Source organism: Mesorhizobium sp. M0408, from assembly GCF_040321495.1.
Classification (GTDB): domain Bacteria; phylum Pseudomonadota; class Alphaproteobacteria; order Rhizobiales; family Rhizobiaceae; genus Mesorhizobium.
This window is the reverse complement of the sequence record NZ_JAMYRO010000022.1, coordinates 33,464-52,013: the sequence shown is the minus strand read 5'-3', so window position 1 is coordinate 52,013 and position 18,550 is coordinate 33,464. Positions and strand designations below refer to the sequence as shown.

The 18,550-nt window shown below is 59.8% G+C and carries 11 protein-coding genes; 8 read left to right on the top strand and 3 right to left on the bottom strand.

Features of this window, described 5'->3' with window-relative positions:
- The first annotated feature begins 403 nt into the window (after positions 1-403).
- Positions 404-1,183, top strand: coding sequence for an alpha/beta fold hydrolase (locus tag NKI67_RS23845; protein ID WP_352647154.1), 780 nt, complete (start codon positions 404-406; stop codon positions 1,181-1,183).
- A gap of 238 nt (positions 1,184-1,421) precedes the next feature.
- Positions 1,422-2,414, top strand: coding sequence for an SDR family NAD(P)-dependent oxidoreductase (locus NKI67_RS23840; protein ID WP_352647152.1), 993 nt, complete (start codon positions 1,422-1,424; stop codon positions 2,412-2,414).
- A 583-nt stretch (positions 2,415-2,997) separates the two neighbouring features.
- Here the strand turns inward: NKI67_RS23840 and NKI67_RS23835 are convergent.
- Positions 2,998-8,466 (bottom strand): AAA family ATPase, encoded by a 5,469-nt coding sequence (locus tag NKI67_RS23835; protein ID WP_352647150.1) that lies wholly within the window; start codon positions 8,464-8,466, stop codon positions 2,998-3,000.
- A 741-nt stretch (positions 8,467-9,207) separates the two neighbouring features.
- Positions 9,208-9,723 carry a Dps family protein gene (locus tag NKI67_RS23830; protein ID WP_352647147.1) on the bottom strand — a complete coding sequence of 172 codons (516 nt, stop codon included), beginning with the start codon at positions 9,721-9,723 and terminating at the stop codon, positions 9,208-9,210.
- Positions 9,724-10,169: 446 nt separating this feature from the next.
- Here NKI67_RS23830 and NKI67_RS23825 point away from each other — a divergent pair, with 446 nt between their 5' ends.
- The 6 genes from NKI67_RS23825 to NKI67_RS23800 are packed head-to-tail and all read left to right on the top strand — an operon-like array spanning position 10,170 to position 17,525.
- Positions 10,170-11,186: a LacI family DNA-binding transcriptional regulator gene (locus tag NKI67_RS23825; protein WP_027027099.1), complete on the top strand. Its 1,017-nt coding sequence runs from the start codon at positions 10,170-10,172 to the stop codon at positions 11,184-11,186.
- 33 nt (positions 11,187-11,219) lie between these two features.
- Positions 11,220-12,539 (top strand): ABC transporter substrate-binding protein, encoded by a 1,320-nt coding sequence (locus tag NKI67_RS23820; protein ID WP_352647145.1) that lies wholly within the window; start codon positions 11,220-11,222, stop codon positions 12,537-12,539.
- Positions 12,540-12,590: 51 nt separating this feature from the next.
- Positions 12,591-13,436: a carbohydrate ABC transporter permease gene (locus tag NKI67_RS23815; protein ID WP_352647143.1), complete on the top strand. Its 846-nt coding sequence runs from the start codon at positions 12,591-12,593 to the stop codon at positions 13,434-13,436.
- Positions 13,433-14,266, top strand: a complete 834-nt coding sequence (locus NKI67_RS23810) for a carbohydrate ABC transporter permease (protein WP_352647141.1) — start codon at positions 13,433-13,435, stop codon at positions 14,264-14,266. Before NKI67_RS23815 ends, NKI67_RS23810 begins: the two co-directional genes overlap by 4 nt.
- A gap of 26 nt (positions 14,267-14,292) precedes the next feature.
- Positions 14,293-16,401, top strand: a complete 2,109-nt coding sequence (locus NKI67_RS23805) for an ADP-ribosylglycohydrolase family protein (RefSeq protein ID WP_352647138.1) — start codon at positions 14,293-14,295, stop codon at positions 16,399-16,401.
- Complete coding sequence (locus NKI67_RS23800) at positions 16,401-17,525, top strand: ABC transporter ATP-binding protein (RefSeq protein ID WP_352647136.1); 1,125 nt, start codon at positions 16,401-16,403, stop codon at positions 17,523-17,525. The genes NKI67_RS23805 and NKI67_RS23800 overlap by 1 nt, the downstream gene beginning before the upstream one ends.
- On the opposite strand, the gene NKI67_RS23795 is transcribed toward NKI67_RS23800, so the two are convergent.
- Entirely contained in the window at positions 17,473-18,462 is a 990-nt protein-coding gene (locus NKI67_RS23795; protein WP_352647133.1) for an SLAC1 family transporter, read from the bottom strand. The genes NKI67_RS23800 and NKI67_RS23795 overlap by 53 nt on opposite strands.
- Positions 18,463-18,550: the final 88 nt, after the last annotated feature.

The window sequence follows — 18,550 nt, the reverse complement described above, 5'->3', positions numbered from 1 at the left end:
TTCATCCGTCGAGATCGAGACGCAATCCGTCACATCGCCGCCGGAGTCGCCGGATTGTTCACCGACGTGTTCATCTCTGCATGACAGCGACGGCCCAGCGCGGACTCAATGACGGCAGCGTAATTGACCCGAACTGCGCAAGCGGTCAGCGACGCCGATTATGTTCAGCTCAACTTTCTGGTGACGGAAGCTTCCTGGCCGTGAACTCTGGTGCGCCCTTAGACCCTGACGAATTGCATATCCGGTGGTCGGAAGAGACCGTTTTTGCGGACGGCGGACGGCTGGCGGGCCGCGTCACGGTCGTAGCGATCTTGGAGACAAAGGTATTGGCGACACCTTGGTCTAGTGGATTTGGGTTCGCAGCACGGCTCTACTTCCTCCGGATATTTTTGGAGAATCCATTATGAAAACTTTTATGAAGACCATTGCGATCGCTGCGGCGTTGAACCTTACGGCGGCGGCTCTGGCCGGGGAGCGAAGGCCGACCATCGTCCTTGTTCACGGCGCCTTCGCAGAGTCCGCTAGTTGGAATGGAGTAGTCGCGGAGCTGACCCGCGACGGGTTCGCGGTCATTGCGGCGGCTAATCCGTTGCGCAGTCTAGGTGGTGATGCGGCCCAGGTGGCAAGTGTGGTTGCTTCCGTAGAAGGGCCGGTGGTCCTCGTCGGCCATTCCTATGGAGGGGCGGTGATCTCCGCAGTGGCGGACGAGCAGAGCAAAGTGAAGGCGCTCGTCTATGTGGCAGGGTTCGCGCCCGATATCGGCGAGAGTAGCCTCGGACTGACCGGCAAGTTTCCGGGAAGCACGCTCGGGCCGACGCTGGCGCCCCCGATCAACCTACCAACTGGCGAGCAGGACCTATATATCCAGCAGGACAAGTTCCCGGAGCAATTTGCAGCCGACGTTCCGACGGCCGACGCACGATTAATGGCTGCGGCGCAGCGACCGGTGACGCAGGCCGCCTTGGCCGATCGGGCGGTTCGCGCGGCCTGGAAGACAATCCCATCTTGGTGGATCTACGGTGCCGCAGACCGCAACATCCCGCCCGCCGCGATGGCGTTCATGGCTGAGCGCGCCCATGCCCGGAAGGTCGTGGTCATCGCGGGAGCCTCACACGTGGTGATGGTCTCCCGTCCCCATGAGGTTGCCGCGCTAATCGAGGATGCGGCGGCCGACGCAAAATAGTGGTGTCCCGCGGGCTGCTTCACTGGCGGGATGAACTCGCATCGGAGCGTCGTCGACTTTGTGTCCTGCATCACCTTGAAGGCGACCCCGATGGAGTATGCCGGGAGCTATGCAAAGAAGTTTACGGATAGCACCAGACGATTTTCGCGGCGCCATCGAGAGCCTGTCAGTGCGGGAATCCCTTCCCCGCCGCATCCGAGTCGCGGCTGGTGGACTATCGGATACACTGGAATTTGCAATGACCGATCCAGACTTCCCTACCATCAAAGCCCACACAATCGTCGGCCGGATCACCAGTCGGTTTGGCGCGCAGTCGACGGCAGCTGACGTGATCCAAGGTATTGACCTCCGGGGCAAGCGCGCAGTTGTGACCGGGGCCTCGTCCGGGATCGGGGTCGAGAGCGCCCGCGCGCTCGCGGGCGCCGGCGCGGAGGTAGCGCTCGCGGTCAGGGATATCGACGCAGGCCAACGGGTCGCGGAAGATATCACGGCGACCACGGGCAACCGCGACGTGCCAGTGGTCGGACTGGATCTCGCCGACCAGATCTCCGTGGCTGCCTTCGTGTCAGGGTGGCGCGGCCCCCTCGACATCTTGGTCAACAACGCCGGCATCATGGCCTCACCCGAGCGGCGGACGCGAGAAGGCTGGGAATTGCAGTTTGCCACCAACCACCTCGGCCACTTCGCCCTAACGACCGGTCTCCACGATTTCTTGCGGAGCACCTCCTGCGCACGTGTGGTGGTGGTTAGTTCGGTGGGCCACATCAACGCCGAGGTAGACTTCGACGACATCAACTTCGAACGGCGCCCCTACGACTCCTGGGCGGCCTACAGCCAATCGAAGACCGCCAACATTCTCTTCGCGGTAGAGGCGGCGCGACGCTGGGCGGCCGACGGCATCACAGTGAACGCCCTCAATCCGGGCCGCATCCTTGGCACCCGCTTGACCCGCTTTATGGACACGCCTACCGCCGGGCCAGTGAGCTTCGAACCGGCTAGCACCGTCGTCTCCTGGAAGAACGTCGAACAGGGCGCCGCCACATCGGTCTTCCTGGCAACCTCGCCGCTCGTCAATGGCGTCTCGGGGCGCTATTTTGAGGACTGCAACGAAGCCGGTCCACACCAGCCGGGGGTTCGCCGTGGTGTCGCCGACTACGCGCTCGATCCGCAGAAGGCGGCTCGCCTCTGGCAGGTTTCGCTCGACATGCTGGCCAGCCGACGTCTGCCCTGATGCAAACGAGCGCTGCCACATGGGCACGGCCCATCGCCTCGCTGGGGATTGTGGCCGGACCTGTCTTGCTGGGTAGGAGAACCGGCTTCATGTGATGCAAACCCGCCGGAAGAGGTGTCTGGTCGTCGCGGCGCGCGCTCGAGCCCTCGCGGGCCCTGTGTCAGCCGCGTGATAGCATCTCGGATCGAGGCTGTTGCCAGGAATACCCGCGATGCGGCTCGTCCCGCCGGCTGGTGGTACGCGAACGCCTGACGGCGGATCGGCTCTTGCCAGTTCGTCACCGGTGAATCCGCCGAGCTACCTGCTGCAGCACCATCTACCGCCGAACGCCGCCAACACGTACGTTCAATAGACCAGTCGCCAAACCTGGCGTTTCCTCGTGCTGCATCGGTGTGGCCTCGGTGGGGTTGCGGACTGCGAGGAGGGTCAAGGTGTCATTGAGAAGCCCAATCAAAGTGGCCGTGCTGGTCGGAAGCCTCCGCAAGGAGGCCTACAGCCGCAAGATCGCCCGAGCGCTGACAGAAGTCGATCACCTTGAATTAAGAGGAGACCGTCACTGAATGGTGTTTGGTGCGCGCCGCTCTTAAAGCGGTTTTTCCCCAATTGGCAGCATCACGGAAAACACGGCGCCATGAGGTTTGTTCGGCGTTGCCCAGAGCCTGCCACCATGCGCGTCCACGATCGAGCGACAGATCGGCAATCCCATCCCCAAACCGTTGGACTTGGTCGTGTAAAACGCTTCAAAGATGCTCTCCGGGTTAGCCTGAGACAGACCCGGGCCCGTATCACTTACCGAGAGAAGGACGCCGCCTGACTCAGCCTTGCTGGTCCTGATCGTCAATTCGCGCAATCCCTGCTCAATCTCGCTCATGGCTTCGATGGCGTTCATGATTAAGTTCAGAATCACCTGTTGCAACTGGACTCTGTCCCCGAAAATATGCGGCAGCCCGTCTGCCAGTTGCATCTTCGCCAAGACGCCTCTCTCTAACATTGGGATACGGGCTAGTGCCGCAATTTCCAAAATTGTCTCGTTGATTTCCAAGTTTTCCTTCCGAGCCGGCGCATTTTTGGAGAAGTGACGAATCCGGCTCACAATATCAGCGGTCCGCTTACCGTCGCTGATAATACGGCCGATCGCGTTCTTGACCCCTTCCAAATTTGGCGGCTGGCGGGCGAGCAAGCGCATCGCGGTTCCGGCATTCATCAGCGTGGCCGCGATAGGTTGATTGACTTCGTGGACAATGGACGCGGCGAGCTGGCCCATCGTTGCTACGCGGTTGGCATGCACCACCTCTGCCTCGGCGCGTTTTCGCTCGGTCAGGTCCACGACGAAGGCCACGCCCTGATGTCGGAGTTCGTCGAAGATCGCCCCACCCACAAGCACGGGCACGAGCTTGTTGTCACTCCGAAGAAGGTCCTTTTCATAAGGCCTGTAAGTGCCAGTAGAAGCCATATCCGCCAAGGCTCGCTCGTCTGCCCCTCTCCATTCGGCAGGCGTCAAGGAGGTCCAGCGGAGGAGGCCCGAAGTAACATCTTCGCGGGTATATCCCACGATATTGAGAAAGGCCTCGTTGGCCTCCATGATGCGACCGCCAAGATCGGAGATACATATCCCGATGATATTGGAGTCGACGAGACGTCGAACCTTCGCCTCCCGTTCTTGGAGATCGCTATAGAGACGTGTGTTCTCGAGCGAGATCGCTGCTTGCGCCGCCAGGAGTTCCAAGACAGTGATTCGAGCCGGTGTGAACGCGTGTGAAGTCAGCGCATTTTCGAGGAGGAGAATTCCGGTCAACTCTCCTTGTTTGATCAGCGGAACGCAGAGGATCGACTTCAATTGTCGGTGGCGCAAATAGTCATCAACAGAGAACAGGTTAGGTTTGGAAGCATCATCGAGAATCACGCTTTCCCGTGTACGGATGACGTAGCGGACGAGGGATTCTGGACATGTGATCGGGGTGATCGGCTCTTGACGCATCGTGACTTCGATCTGATCTCCGGTCGCTCGCGCCTCCGCCTGAATCAGATATTCATTCCCTGTCGGCAGAATCAAAAGGCCGCGATCCGCGCCTGCGTTCTCGATCAAGGTCCTCATCAGTCGCTCGATCAATTTGGGCAATTCGATCTCGCTGGACAGAGCCTGTGAGGCTAGTATGACACTCGCTGCGTCCAGATGTTGAATCGGGGGGCCAACGATTGCGGCACCACGTTCTCCTTCCGGAGCGGCCAAGTGCGGATAAAGCCGATCGAGCTGCCGCGCCTTGCCGTGGGCGCCCCAGCGGAGATAACAGCCCCGGGCCTTGCGCAGGTGGGCATTGGCCGATGTCTCGGAGCCGCGCGCGTTGTAAAACCTGGCGGCCAACTCACAGGCCAGGCCCTCGTTCTGCACGAAACTTTGGTCGCGAGCCAAACCAATTGCCTGCTCGTAAAGCCGCATGGCGTCGGCGTCCCGTCCTTCGATACGGGCGATCTCAGCAGCCAGCAGTGCATGCTTGTCACCGAAGGTGGGTGGGTAGTTTTCCGCCCATTCTCTCAATTGTTCCAGGTGCAGCGCCAGAAGATCATGCCATGCTCGCTTCTCGCCGGCCGAAGCGTTCTCATAGAGTGTGGCCATGGTCAGCGCGGCGTAATAGAAGTAGTCGAGCTGCTGGAAATGAACGGGTGCGGCCCAAAGCATTTCTTTCGCCGTCTCGGCTGACGCTAGAGCCTCGACGTAGTCGCCCGACAGGAAACGGGCTTGTAACTTGAGTATCCAGTATAGGCAGGCCGCCGTCGCCGTCCCGTCAGTCGTGATTTGCGCTTCGAAGTCTGCTTCGTCAAACGTCGCATCACTGAAAGTGGAGAAGGTTAACGTACGATCCTGCATGGTCGCAATGAAGCGTTGCTGGGCCATGATAACGGTGGCCACGTCATCGAACCGAGCTTTGCGGACAAAGTTCAGGCCCATTTCCGATTCGCGCCACACCGCGTCGAGCGGATCGTTCCGCATCAGAAACTCGGTGATGGACTTGTCTATGCAGTAGCAGGCGACGGTCAGATCACCGGTGTCAGTTGCTATGCGAAAGGCCGTTTGCAGAAAATTTATCGAGCTTGCAATCGGTTGCGTCCAGACAGCCACTACTCCTTTCGCGTGGTAGGCCTTCCCACGGTACGCGACGAAGCTGTGCTTATCGACAATGTCGCAAGCGAGCTCGGCGAATCGATAACCGTCGCTATAGCGGCGAAAAACTGGTCCGAGGATTTGGCCGAGATCGGCATACCCATGGGCGGATGCGCCGCTTGTTCCGTGCTGCATGGCCATCTTGCCTATCCGGCACGCGAGCAGGCACCATAAATTGAAGTCAGTATGGTGAGCCGGCGAGAGGAGCACTGACAGCACGTCCATCGCGGCCAGCATTTCCGGATCCTTCATCATGGGCAGATCGATCAAGCTTTCGATCGGGCGTCCGCTGAGGACCTGCCAGACCGTCTCGTATTCGGCCTGGACCTGCGCCCAGCTTGGGTGCGCCGGCATTTCAATGCCGAATAGCCCCAGGCACGAGAGTGCGCTGTCGACGGCTTGGGCGTTTTCCGATTTCAGAGTATGGAGCAGGACCTTCAGACGGTAGGTGGCCGCCAGATCGACTTTCGACGCGGCGCATTGCAGCAAATCCATTATTAATTGCTCGGCTTCTTCGAAATTGCCGGTTAAAAAGTCGCACTCCGCACGTTCGGACCAGAGGCCGAACGTTAACTCGTACTGACTGTCCCAGCTTCTTTCGTCGAGCATGGCCATTCCGGCCGCTAGATACACGCATGCAGACACATAGGCAGCCGACGCTTTGGCCTTTCTGCCGGCGCGCAGGTTGAGCGCCGCCAGCTGGGCTTTCTCCGGCAGTTCAGTCAGCAGCCCAGCGCCCCCATTGAGCTGGCCGACGACATTGAACAGATGCTCGGCGAGCTGGTCACCTGTCATGTTCGCCAGCAGCTTGCGGCCGATGAGGAGGTGGGTGTCAATTCGGTGCTCGTCGGGAATGAGCGAATAGACCGCCTGTTGAATTCGATCATGTAGAAACCTGTATGCGCCATCCAGCTGATCGATGAGACCAGCGTAGACGGCCTCCCGCAGCGTCGCGTGCATTGCTTCCTCTGTTTCATCGTGTACCAGAGTCAGTGTGGCGATTCCGGCGACGTGGCCAAGACAGGCGAGCTGTTTCAGCACTTCCAGGGTGGGCGGAGAAAGCCGCTTCAGCTTTTCCACCATGAGATCCACCACATTGTCGGTATAACCCTTCGCGTGGATGCGATCGATTTCCCATTGCCAAGCATGCCCGACGTGGTCGAACACCAGCAATCCCTCGTCGGCCAACTCCGTCAAGAATTGGATTGCAAAGAATGGATTTCCGCCGGTCTTCTCGTGAACCAGCTGCGCCAAAGGCCGCGCGCGCTCGATGTCACACTGCATGGCACTTGCGGTAAGCTGACTGACATCGTCGAGCCCAAGGGGAGCCAACATTATCTCCCCCACCCTTGCATCCGCGTTTTTGATTGTATCCAGCATTCGCAAAAGCAGGTGAGCCGGACCGACCTCGTCGTTCCGATAGGCGCCTACCAGCAGAAGGTGGCGCACTTCCGAGTGCGTGATTAAATGTTCGATGACGTCGAGCGTGGCTGCGTCCAGCCATTGCAGATCATCGAGGAACAGGGCGAGGGGATGATCCGGCCTCGCGAACGCTGCAAGGAAGCGGCAGAACACCACCTTAAATCGGTTTTGCGCTTCTTGAGGTGGCAGATCGGAAACGGCCGGTTGCTTCCCGATGATGAACCCCACTTCGGGAACGAGGTTGACGATCAGCTGTCCGTGCAAGCCGACCGCCTCTGCCAACACATCCCGCCATTGCTCCACTTCCGCTTCGCTCTTGACGAGAATCTGACGGACCAGAATCTGGAAAGCCTGAGCCAGGGTTGAGTATGGGATGTCGCGCTTGTACTGGTCGAACTTGCCTGCAGCGAAAAGTCCGCGTGACGGGACCAGGACCTTATGCAATTCGCTCACCAACGAGGATTTGCCGACGCCGGAATAGCCGGATATCAGTACGAGTTCTGAGGTGCCTTCGGCCACGACCCGGTCAAAGGACGCGTGCAGGGAGTCGATCTCGCGTTCGCGCCCATAGAGCTGCTCTGGGATCAGCAGTTGGTCCGATGTGTCGTGCGCGGCCAGCGGGAATGGCTCGAGGCGACCATGCAGCTGCCATTCCACCAGACATCGACGCAGGTCTGCCTCGACACCCCCGGCAGTCTGATAGCGTTCCTCCGCCGTCTTCAGCAGAAGCTTCATCACGATTGACGACAGCACCTGAGGAATTTCCCTTACCCGCTCAGTGGGCGAGTCAGCGCGCCTCGCAATGTGGCAGTGAATCCACTCCATCGGATCAGAAGCGGTGAACGGGAGACTGCTGGTCAAGACTTCGTACAGCGTGACACCCAGAGAATAGAGATCACTCCGAGAATCGATAGAACGGTTCATCCGCCCGGTCTGTTCGGGAGCCATGTACGGGAGTGACCCGGCGATAAATTCGGGCGCCTCAGGCGACTGACGCTGGCGGGGAAGGCGGGACGCGACCCCAAAGCCGGTAAGCCAAACGTGACCGAAGTCGTCGACAAGTGTGTTCGCCGGCTTAATGTCCTTATGGATGAGGCCTCGCCGGTGGACTTGACCCAGCGCCGCTGCCAAACCAATGGCTGTACGCAAAAAGCGGAGCAGATCGATCGGGTGTCCCTTGTTCTGCTCAACTGCCCGATCCAAGGGTTCACCACCTGGATCCTCAAGAATGAGGAACATTCGCCCTTGCTGACGAGTCATCGCGATGGGCCGAGCCGCCCACGCTGCATCAAGTTCGCTCGCCAACGAGTATTCGTGTTCGAGCCGCCGCAGACTCTGAAGTGACGGCTGCTCAGCAGCGACCGCCACCGCTAAGATCGGTATCTGATTGCCGTGCTCTCTGCCGCGGTAGAGCGTGAACTCCGCCCCTTCGCGAAGAGGCTCCAATGCGTACTCGGAATCCTCAGCCATCAAGATTCTTGCTGGTAGGAGAATGAGCCCGTGCTCGGAGAGAGAAATTGACCCGCGAAAATCCGCAAATCAAGTGCAGCCCACCGTCAATCTAATCGGCGCCAACCTTGAGTGGCTTCCTACAGAGACGAGCTTCCACCCGGCCTTGGCCGTTTCAGGAGACAATGACCGCCTTTGAAGTGGGCTTTCCCTTCATCAAGAGCCTCATATCTGCGATCCACGCTGAGTTAGCGTGTCAACAGTGACGATAATCTAGTCACGCAGATGTGAACAGCTGTCCGAAGGTATTGGAGACACCTAGGTGCAATCGGTCGACCGTGCGGCCTCGAAATTGGCGTCGCATGCCCGGAGACATGCGGCGTTCACCAGATAGGAAAACCGCAGTGGCGAAACGTGTCCAAATTGATGGCGCGGTAACCATGCCACGATCTGCCAAGAAAGCCGGCTAGGCGGGTCGTCGTTCGGATTACAAGAGCACCTGGTAGGGTTTCGAAGCTGCGGCCCACCCGGGAAGGTTATGCCAACGACGCGGTCCGCGCCGCTGCCATCCCCGCCCGACAAAACGAGTTTGAGTCGGTGCCGGGCTGAACAGTCGATGCGGATCGATGCCCCCTGACCGTCGGTCAGCGGGCTGTCCCACGCGAGCCCTTGCCGCTCATTTAGAGGAGTTACGCGATCCCCGAAGGCGGGACCTGCCGGTGCTGCGTGCGGACACTCGTCGGCCCTGCCCCGCTTTTCCGCTCAGACGCGGCAAATTTCATAGAGAAACCAGCTGCGCCGTTCGCTTTCGTCGATCCACACTTCGACCAGGCTCGCAGTGGCAATGTCCGAATAGCTATCGCACAGCTCATGGATGCGACGCAGTTCAGCCACCAATTGCTTGTTGTCGCCGTGAAGCTCGGCGAGCATATCCTGCGGGGCGACATAGTCGGCATTGTTGTCAAGGATGCGTTGGCGTCCCGCAATATCGGAGATTGAACGGATCGTGGTTCCGCCGATCTTGCGCGCGCGCTCGGCGATCGCGTCGGTCATAGCAAAGATCTGGTCCGCATGCTCGTCGAGCAAAAGGTGATAATCCCGGAAACTTGGACCGCTCATGTGCCAGTGGAAGTTCTTGGTCTTGAGATACAGGGCGAACACATCAGCAAGAAGACCGGCGAGGCCAGCGGCGATGTCGCGGGTCGCGTCGGAGCCCAGATCTGTCGGAGTGCGAAGGAAGCGATCCGGACGGGTTGTCTTGCTCAATTGTTGCGTCATGGTCTCGGTCCCTCTACATGCCGCACGGGCGTTTTCTCAGCGTTTTAATTTACGAAATGCCGCGTTATGATCCAATCAGACGAAGGTATAGATGCGCTGGCGGAGCCTCGATGATTGCATCCAATCAGGCCCCACGAGCGAGCAGCAGTCACCCGGTCTTAACGGCGATTAGACCCCAAACATCCTTTGGCAACCTGCCCAGGTCGCCGTCGTATTTTTGAGAATTTCATCCTCTGGCGCCCCATCGTGCGCATCGCTGTCTGCATCGAAGATGCGGGCTCCATGATCTCGATTTCAGGCAGCCTGCCGGCAGCAGGGAGCCGGTCATGGGCAGAATGATTGTCTAACGGCTTCGCTCCGGACCGAGCCAGCTGCCGCGAAGCTGTTGACACTGGATCCAAAGCTGATAGTGATACGTATCAGTAATACGTATCACCGGATAACCGATGGCAAGCGGCAGAGCGACGCAGAAGGATGTGGCCAGGGCGGCGGGGGTCTCGCAGGCCGCCGTTTCCATGGTGCTGGGGGGCGGCAGCGCTCCTTCGATCCCGGCGGAGACCTGGGCACGCATCACCAAGACTGCCAAGGAACTGGGCTACGTTCCCAACCGCTTTGCGCAGGCGTTGAAGACCAGCCGTTCGATGACCATCGCCTGTATCGTACCGGACATCACCAATCCTTTTTATCCATCGCTGATCCGCGGCATCCAATCGGTGACGGACGGCCTGAGTTACGACGTTATCGCAGTCAACACCGATGGCACACCGGAACGCGAGCGGCACTTCCTCGATTGGGCCCGTCAGGGTCGCGTCGATGGTGTGATCGGTGTCTTCTTCACTTTGCGTGCCAGCGATTTCAGCCCCTTGGTCGAAGCAGGGGTTCCGGTGGTCCGCATCGAGTCTTCCAAGAAGCGCGGCGGCGAGATCGTCGTCGACGACATCTATGTCGACAGCTGGGCCGCGGCGCTTGCGGTCACGGAGCATCTGATCGGCCAGGGCCACAAGCGTATCGCCATGGTAGCCGGCCGCGGTGGACCCCAAGCCACTCGCATCGATGGCTATCGCTCGGCCCTCGCCAGGGCAGGATATCCGGACCATGTGATCATTGACGAGGAATTCTCGGAGATCGGCGGCACACGCGCCGCTGAAGCGATACTTGCGAGCACGTTTCAGCCCACCGCGATATTCGCCGCCAATGACCTTATGGCCGTCGGCGTCATGCAGGCGCTGCGCGAGCGCGCCATCGAGATACCCAGAGAGATCGCCGTCGTCGGCTTCGATGATATTCCTGCAGCGAAGCTGGTCACGCCGCCGCTGACCACCGTTGCACAGTTTCAATGGCAAATGGGCGCGCGCGCGGCACAGACGCTAATGGAGCGGCTTCGCGGCACGAAGACCGGTGCGGGGACTGCGCTGGAAATGCCCTTCGAACTTATCCAACGAGGCTCGACACGAGCTATCTAGACACTGGCCGTCTGACAAACTGGGAGGAAAACCATGCAACGCCGTACAATTCTGAAAGCCGGACTTGGTCTGGCAAGCCTGCCGCTCCTGCCGCGCGTCGCCTATTCGGCCGACCAAAATCCCGTGACGTTCTGGTATGAATCGGCATCGCCGGAAAATCAGGACAATCTCAAGACTCTGCTTGTGGACCCATTCAACGCGGCCCATCCGGAAGAGCTCCTGAGCATCGACTTCCGCGGCTCCGATCTCGACAAGCAGCTTCGTGTCGCCATGCTCTCGGGCACCGGACCCGACGTCGTCTTCACCGCGGGCCCAAGTTATGTCGCCGCCATGGCGCAGGCTGGACAACTCCTGTCACTCGACGACTATGCCAAGAAATACGGCTGGAACGAACGGCTGCTGCCTCTGTTCCTCGATCTCGGCCGCTACGAGGGCAAGCTCTACGCGCTCGCCAAGACCTACGAGACGCTGGGGCTGTTCTACAACAAAACGCTGTTCGCGAAGAACAACTGGAAAGCACCTACGACGATTGCAGAACTTGAAGCCCTCGCCGATGAAATGAAGGGCAAGGGCCTCGTGCCGTTCGGCGCCGGCAATGCCGATTGGCGTCCGGCGAACGAATGGCATGTATCGATTGCCATCAACTCGATCGCTGGGCCGGAAACCGTCCACAAGGCATTGACCGGAGCCATTCAATGGACGGATCCGGCCTTCGTCGCGGCAATCGACAAGCTGGCCGAGTGGTGGGACAAGGGCTATTATGGCGATAACTACTTCTCGCTGACCTCCGAACAGGCCTTTGCGCAGATTGCCACCGGCCAGGCAGGCATGGCGCCTACGGGCACCTGGAGCTTCACCAACGTCAAGCCCTATTTCCCTGACAACAATGCCGAACCGGGTTTTGTCGGCTTTCCCAGCGCGTCCGGCGATCCCATCTTTCCGCTCGGCATCGGCTCGACGCTTTCGATCAATGCCAAGTCGGAAAATCCGGACGGTGCGGCCGCTGTACTCGACTACATGTTCCAGGACGACTTCTACATCAAGATGAACTCGGTCTGGCAAGGCGAATGGAACCTGCCGCTTGCGGATCTCTCCAAGGTGAAGCTGTCAGACAAGGTGCTGCCGCTCTATACGGAAGCCATGAAGAAGCTGTCCGCCGCCGTCGGTGCGGGCAAATATGGCTATACGACGTGGACTTTCCTGCCGCCCGCGACCGACACCTATCTGGTCAGCGGCATGGAAGAGGTTTGGCTCAAGAAAGCCTCATCCGCCGATTTTCTCAAGAAACTCGACGATACGTTCAAGCAGGAAAAGGACGCGGGCAAGGTGCCTGCAATTCCGGCCCGCGCCTGACACACCGCTGAGGGCGGCGCGGCATGCGTCGCCCTCCCCCGGAGGAATTCCATGCATCGGCTCTACATTGTCCCGACGATGATCATCAATGTCGTGATCGTGCTGGTTCCGGCACTTTTGACAGTCGCTCTCGCCTTCTGCAATTGGGATGGCATCTCGGCGCCGACTTTTGCAGGCCTCGACAATTTCCGGGCCTTGGCTGCGGATCGTGTCTTCTGGTCGGCGCTCGGCAACAACATCGTCTGGACGGCCGTCTTCCTCACCGTGCCGATCGTCATGGGCCTCGCTGCCGCATCGATGCTGCTGATCGTGCGCCGCGGCAGCAACGTCTTCCAGATCGTCTATTTCCTTCCTGTGGTCATCGCCACCGCCATCACCGCGCGCGTCTGGCAAGGCATGATCTATAGCCCAGTTACCGGGGTCTTCGGCGTCCTCAAGAGATATGGCATGCCGGTCCCCAATCCGCTGACGCAACCGCCGCTGGCGCTGTTCGGCGTCGCGACGGTCGATCTCTGGCACTGGTGGGGCTTTCTTTGTGTCATCTTCTTCGCCGCGCTCCGCCAGGTGCCGCAGGAGCAGATCGAGGCCGCACGGCTCGAGGGCGCCACCTATTTCCAGATGATGCGCTACGTGCTGCTGCCCGGCATTCGGCCGACGATAACGCTCATGATGATCATGACGGTGATCTGGTCGTTCCTCGCCTTCGACTTCGTCTACATCATGACCCAGGGCGGCCCGGCATTTTCGAGCGAGCTCCTGTCCACCCTCGCCTACCGCAGGGCCTTCTACGACCTGAATGTCGGGCAGGCCGCAGCCGCAGCGCTTGTCATCAGTCTGTTCGGGCTGGTTGGCACCTTCTTCTACGTCCGTATCCAGACGCGGGAGGGAGAGCAATGAGGCTTGTCGAAAGCCGCCTGACGCTGACGGTTTCCTATGCGCTTCTTGGCCTGCTCGCCTTCATCGCTCTGTTCCCGATCGCGCTTCTGGTGCTCAATTCCCTGAAGCCGGCTGCTCAGATCGTGGAGAACCCGCTCGGTCTGCCGGACCCGATCCGCTGGGAGAATTTCGTCAATGCATGGAACCACGCGAAGTTTTCGAAGACCTTCGTGAACTCCCTTGTCGTCAGCGGCACGACGATCGTCTTGGTCTGCTCGACCTCGTCGCTAACCGCCTATGTTCTGGCTCGACGCAAGCTCAAGTCGTGGAAGATCTTCACCTTCTACCTGCTGGCGACGACGACGGCGCCCATCCAGCTCTACATCTTTCCGCTCTATTTCGGCTTCGCCAAGCTTGGCCTGATCAACAATATTTTCGGCGTCGCGCTGATCTATACCGCACTCTATAGCCCCTTCGCGGTGATGCTGCTGAGGACCTACTTCATCGCCGTTCCAAAGGAACTCGAGGAAGCCGCGATCGTCGATGGCGCCACCTCGTGGCAGGTTTTCTCGCGGGTAATGCTGCCGATCGTCTCGCCCGGCATCCTCACGGTGGCGCTCATCATCGGCCTCAATTCGTGGAACGAGTTCTTGATAGCGACGACCTTCCTGCAGAAGCAGGAAAACGTCACCGCTGTCATCGCCTTTTATCTGCTCTCCGGCCAATACAGTTCCGACTGGGGCGAGATCATGGCCGCTGCCCTCATCATCGTCGTACCCGTCGTCCTGCTCTTCGTCTTCATGCAGAAGCGCTTCATCGAGGGCATGGCCGGCGGCTCGGTGAAGGGCTGATCCCGTTTCGAATTGTGGAGTGAACGATGCAGTTTCCCAACGACTATCTCGAACGCGTCTATGCCGGCGTCCTCGGCAAGCTGGTGGGGGTCTATCTCGGCCGCCCTTTCGAGGGCTGGACGTACCAGAAGATAATGGCAGAGCTAGGCCCGATTGAATACTACGTGCATGAGCGCCTGAACCAGCCGCTCGTCGTCACGGACGACGATGTCGCGGGCACCTTCACATTCATTCGCGCGCTGGAAGACTATGGTATCAAGGCAAGCCTTTCGGCCGAGGAAATCGGCAAGGCCTGGCTCAACTACATCGTCGAAGAACGCGCGATCCTGTGGTGGGGCGGCAACGGCAATTCCACCGAACATACCGCCTGGCTGAATCTCAGGAAGGGTGTGCCCGCCCCGCAGTCCGGCTCGATTGAAACCAACGGTCAGGCCGTTGCCGAGCAGATCGGCGCGCAGATATTCATCGACGGCTGGGCCATGGTCGCGCCGCGCCAGCCCGAACTTGCCGCAAGGCTCGCCGAACAGGCCGGCAAGGTCAGCCATGATGGCGAATCCGTTTACGCCGCCATGCTCTGGGCAGCTATGGAGGCCGAGGCCTTCGGCTCCTCGGACATCGACCATCTGATCGATACCGGCCTGAGCCAGATACCCCAGGACTGCCTGATCGCCAAGCTGATCGGAGATATCCGGGCCTGGCACAAGGCGCATCCGGATTGGCGCGACACCCGTGAGAAGATCGAGCATCACTATGGCTACGACAAATATCCCGGCAATTGTCATGTCGTGCCGAACCACGCGCTGATGATCATGGCCGTGCTCTACGCGCCGCAGGATTTCCAGAAGGCACAGATGATCGTCAACACGTCGGGCTGGGATACTGATTGCAATGCCGGCAATGTCGGTTGCTTGCTCGGCATCATGAACGGGCTCGAAGGGCTGGAAGAGGGCCCCGACTGGCGCGGGCCGATCGCCGACCGCATGCTGATCTCGTCCGCCGACGGCGGCAACTCAATCAACGACGCGGTCCGCCAGGCCTATTTCCTCACCAATCTGGGCCTGCAGTTGGGCGGCAGGCGAAAGCTCGACGCTCCGAAGGCTGGCGCGCAGTTCCATTTCTCGCTGTCCGGCAGCCAGCAGGGCTTCAGGCCGCAGACCGGTCTTGCCGTCAGCCACGCGGTGCGCGTCGGCAACGCGGAGTTCGAGGGCAGCCGTGCTCTCACAATCGACTATGACGCGTTGGGGCCCACGCAGGTCGCGGTGGTGACCAGTCCGACCTTCTCGCCGCGCGAAATGCTTAACATGCGTACCTACGACCTGATGGCGACGCCGCTCGTCTATTCCGGTCAAGTCGTGCGCGGTCGCATCATTGCCGATCAAAAGAACCGCGGTGCCGTCGCGGTAGGACTGCGGGCGCGCGTCTACGACGAGCACGACGAATTGCGCAATGTCGACGGCTCCCCGGAGATCATCGAGCCGGGCAAGGAGGCCGTTCTCGAATGGGTTCTCCCGGATACCGGCGGCCAGCCTATCGCCGAGCTCGGCCTGTCGATTTCCAGCACCGGCAAGCGCGCGGATGGTCGCTTGCTTGTCGACTTTGTCAGGTGGGATGGTACGCCTGAACTGACGCTGAAACGCCCGGCTGGTGACGGCGATTTCTGGCGGATGTCCTGGGTCAACGGCGCAGATTTCTTCTCCAAGCGTTATCCCGCCGCATTCCGGATCTCGCAGAACAACGGCGAAGGCATCATCATTCATGGCACGCGCCAGTGGGCCGATTACCAGGCGTCGGGCGATGTGGTGATGCATCTCGGCAATTATGGCGGTCTGGCAATCCGGGCGCAGGGTCTACGCCGCTATTATGGCGCCCGCGTCACCCGCGACGGCAAGATGCAGATCGTTCGCGTCCGCGACGAGGACACCGAGGTGCTCGCTGAAACCAGCTTCAACACCGTATTCGAGAAGCCTATATCGATGAAAGTGGCGGCCAAGGGCGATCGCATTACCTTCGACGCCGACGGCAGTTCGCTGTTTGCGGAAGACAGAAGTCCGCACGCTTTGCACGACGGCGGCATCGGCTTGCTCGTACATGAAGGCGCCTTATCGTGCAATGAAATCCGAGTCGGAGCGGCCTGATGGCGAACGTTGCGATCGATAAAGCGCGCAAGGCATATGGTTCGGTCGAGGTGCTTCATGGCGTCTCTGTCGACATCCACGACGGCGAGTTCATGGTGCTCGTCGGCCCGTCCGGTTGCGGTAAATCGACGCTTCTGCGGATGATCGCGGGTCTGGAAAACATCCCCGGCGGAACGATCGGCATCGGCGGGCAGGTCGTCAATGATCTGCCTCCGAAGCAACGCGACATCTCCATGGTGTTCCAGAATTACGCGCTCTATCCGCATATGACAGTGGCGGAGAACATGGCGTTTTCGCTGACGCTGGCCGGCGCACCAAAAGATGTGAAGCAGAAGCGCGTAGCGGAAGCTGCTGAGATACTGGGACTGACGCCGCTTCTCGATCGCTATCCGCGCCAGCTGTCGGGCGGCCAGCGCCAGCGCGTGGCCATGGGTCGATCAATCGTTCGCAAACCGCAGGTCTTCCTGTTCGACGAGCCGCTCTCCAATCTCGATGCAAAGCTGCGCGTCGCCATGCGCGCCGAAATCAAGAGCCTGCACCGCAGGCTTGCCACGACCATTGTCTACGTGACCCATGACCAAGTCGAAGCCATGACCATGGCTGATCGGATTGTGGTGATGAATGGAGGCCGTATCGAACAGATCGGCCGGCCGCTCGATCTCTATGACGACCCGCAGAGCATGTTCGTTGCCGAATTCATCGGCTCACCGTCCATGAACCTGCTGAAAGGCCACTTCGGAAGCGCCAACGGCCGGCCCGTTTTCATGGCCGATGGAGGCGCCATACTGCCGCTGCCCGACAGCGTTTCAAGGCCATCCGGCACGGAAGCGGTTTACGGTATCAGACCGGAATGTTTCACTATCGCACCGCCAGGTTCGGGTATCCCGGCCCAGGTCATTGTCGTTGAGCCACTCGGCCCGGAAACGCACGTGACCGCGAGCGTCGGAGGACAGACCGTGGTGACTATGTTTCACGAGCGGATCAACGTGCAACCCGACGAAACGATCTGGCTGCGGTTGCAGGCCAATCGCGTCTGCTTGTTCGACACCACCGGACGACGATTGCAGTCTGCTATCGCCCCGCTTGCCCGCCTAGAGGCGCGGGAAGTAATGAGCCGGTCATAGCCAATATGATGGTTTTAACGGTTAGCCACGCAATTAGCACGTTTGCGGCAGCAAAAAATGGAAGAGCCAAGGCGGTCGCCAAACCTGTGTCGCCACGGATGGCGAGTTTTTCAATCGTTGTTGCCAACGCGGTGGCGCCGAAGCTTACGCTCCAAAGACCGGCAGAAAAACGGCGGACAATCCGCGGGAGAACGCCGCCGACGATAACTGCCTGCAGCATTGCGTAGCCGATAAGACAGTGGACAAATACGTCTCCTGGGGTACCTGACAAGTTAGTATACGCGAGCGAGCAGACCGCCGGAGGGGCGAGCTGGACCCCCAGGGTCGACCGAATCTGTTCTTGAAGCGGCTCGCCAAAATAGAGCCGATAGAACAACACGGAATCGATTGTGAGCCACGAAAACAGGCCCGCACCCAACGCTAGTTGCGCCCATTCAGAATGTCCAAATGTCGATAGGCCAATGCTGAGGACGAACGACCCGGCGGCAACAGGCAGGTACAAGGCTGGCGTCGCGTCAGACAGAGCGATTGCCGATTTCCAAATCAATTGCGAATGCCAAAGACCAAATCCGACCGCCACTGCCCCGCCGATGCACAGGAGTATGGTCGAGGTCGCCGCGCTGAACGGCAATATACTCACTGCGGTTAGCATCATCCCGATTCCCGATAGACCAGGAAAGCAGTTCTGAACGGGATCCGCGAGTTCTGCTCGCACCGCGACCGGCGCGAACCACAACTTCAATCCATAGAACGTCAAGAGGGCTGCCCATAGGCACGTTGCCACTATGACCACCGCCAGAACAATTCCGTCGGGAACTGTCCACAGTTGATGCGCAACCTGCCACATGACGGCGAAAGAACTTGTCCCAAGGCCGATGGCAAAAAATGAGGCCGGAAACCGAGCTATTAAAGATCGCTCTGTCTGCGGAGGGATCATCGCCTCGCGCTCCGCTGCCACCGCTCCTTCGGAGCGCACCCCACTCAGTTGGGCGACGCCGTCTGATTCGGATCGCGCCTTCACAGTT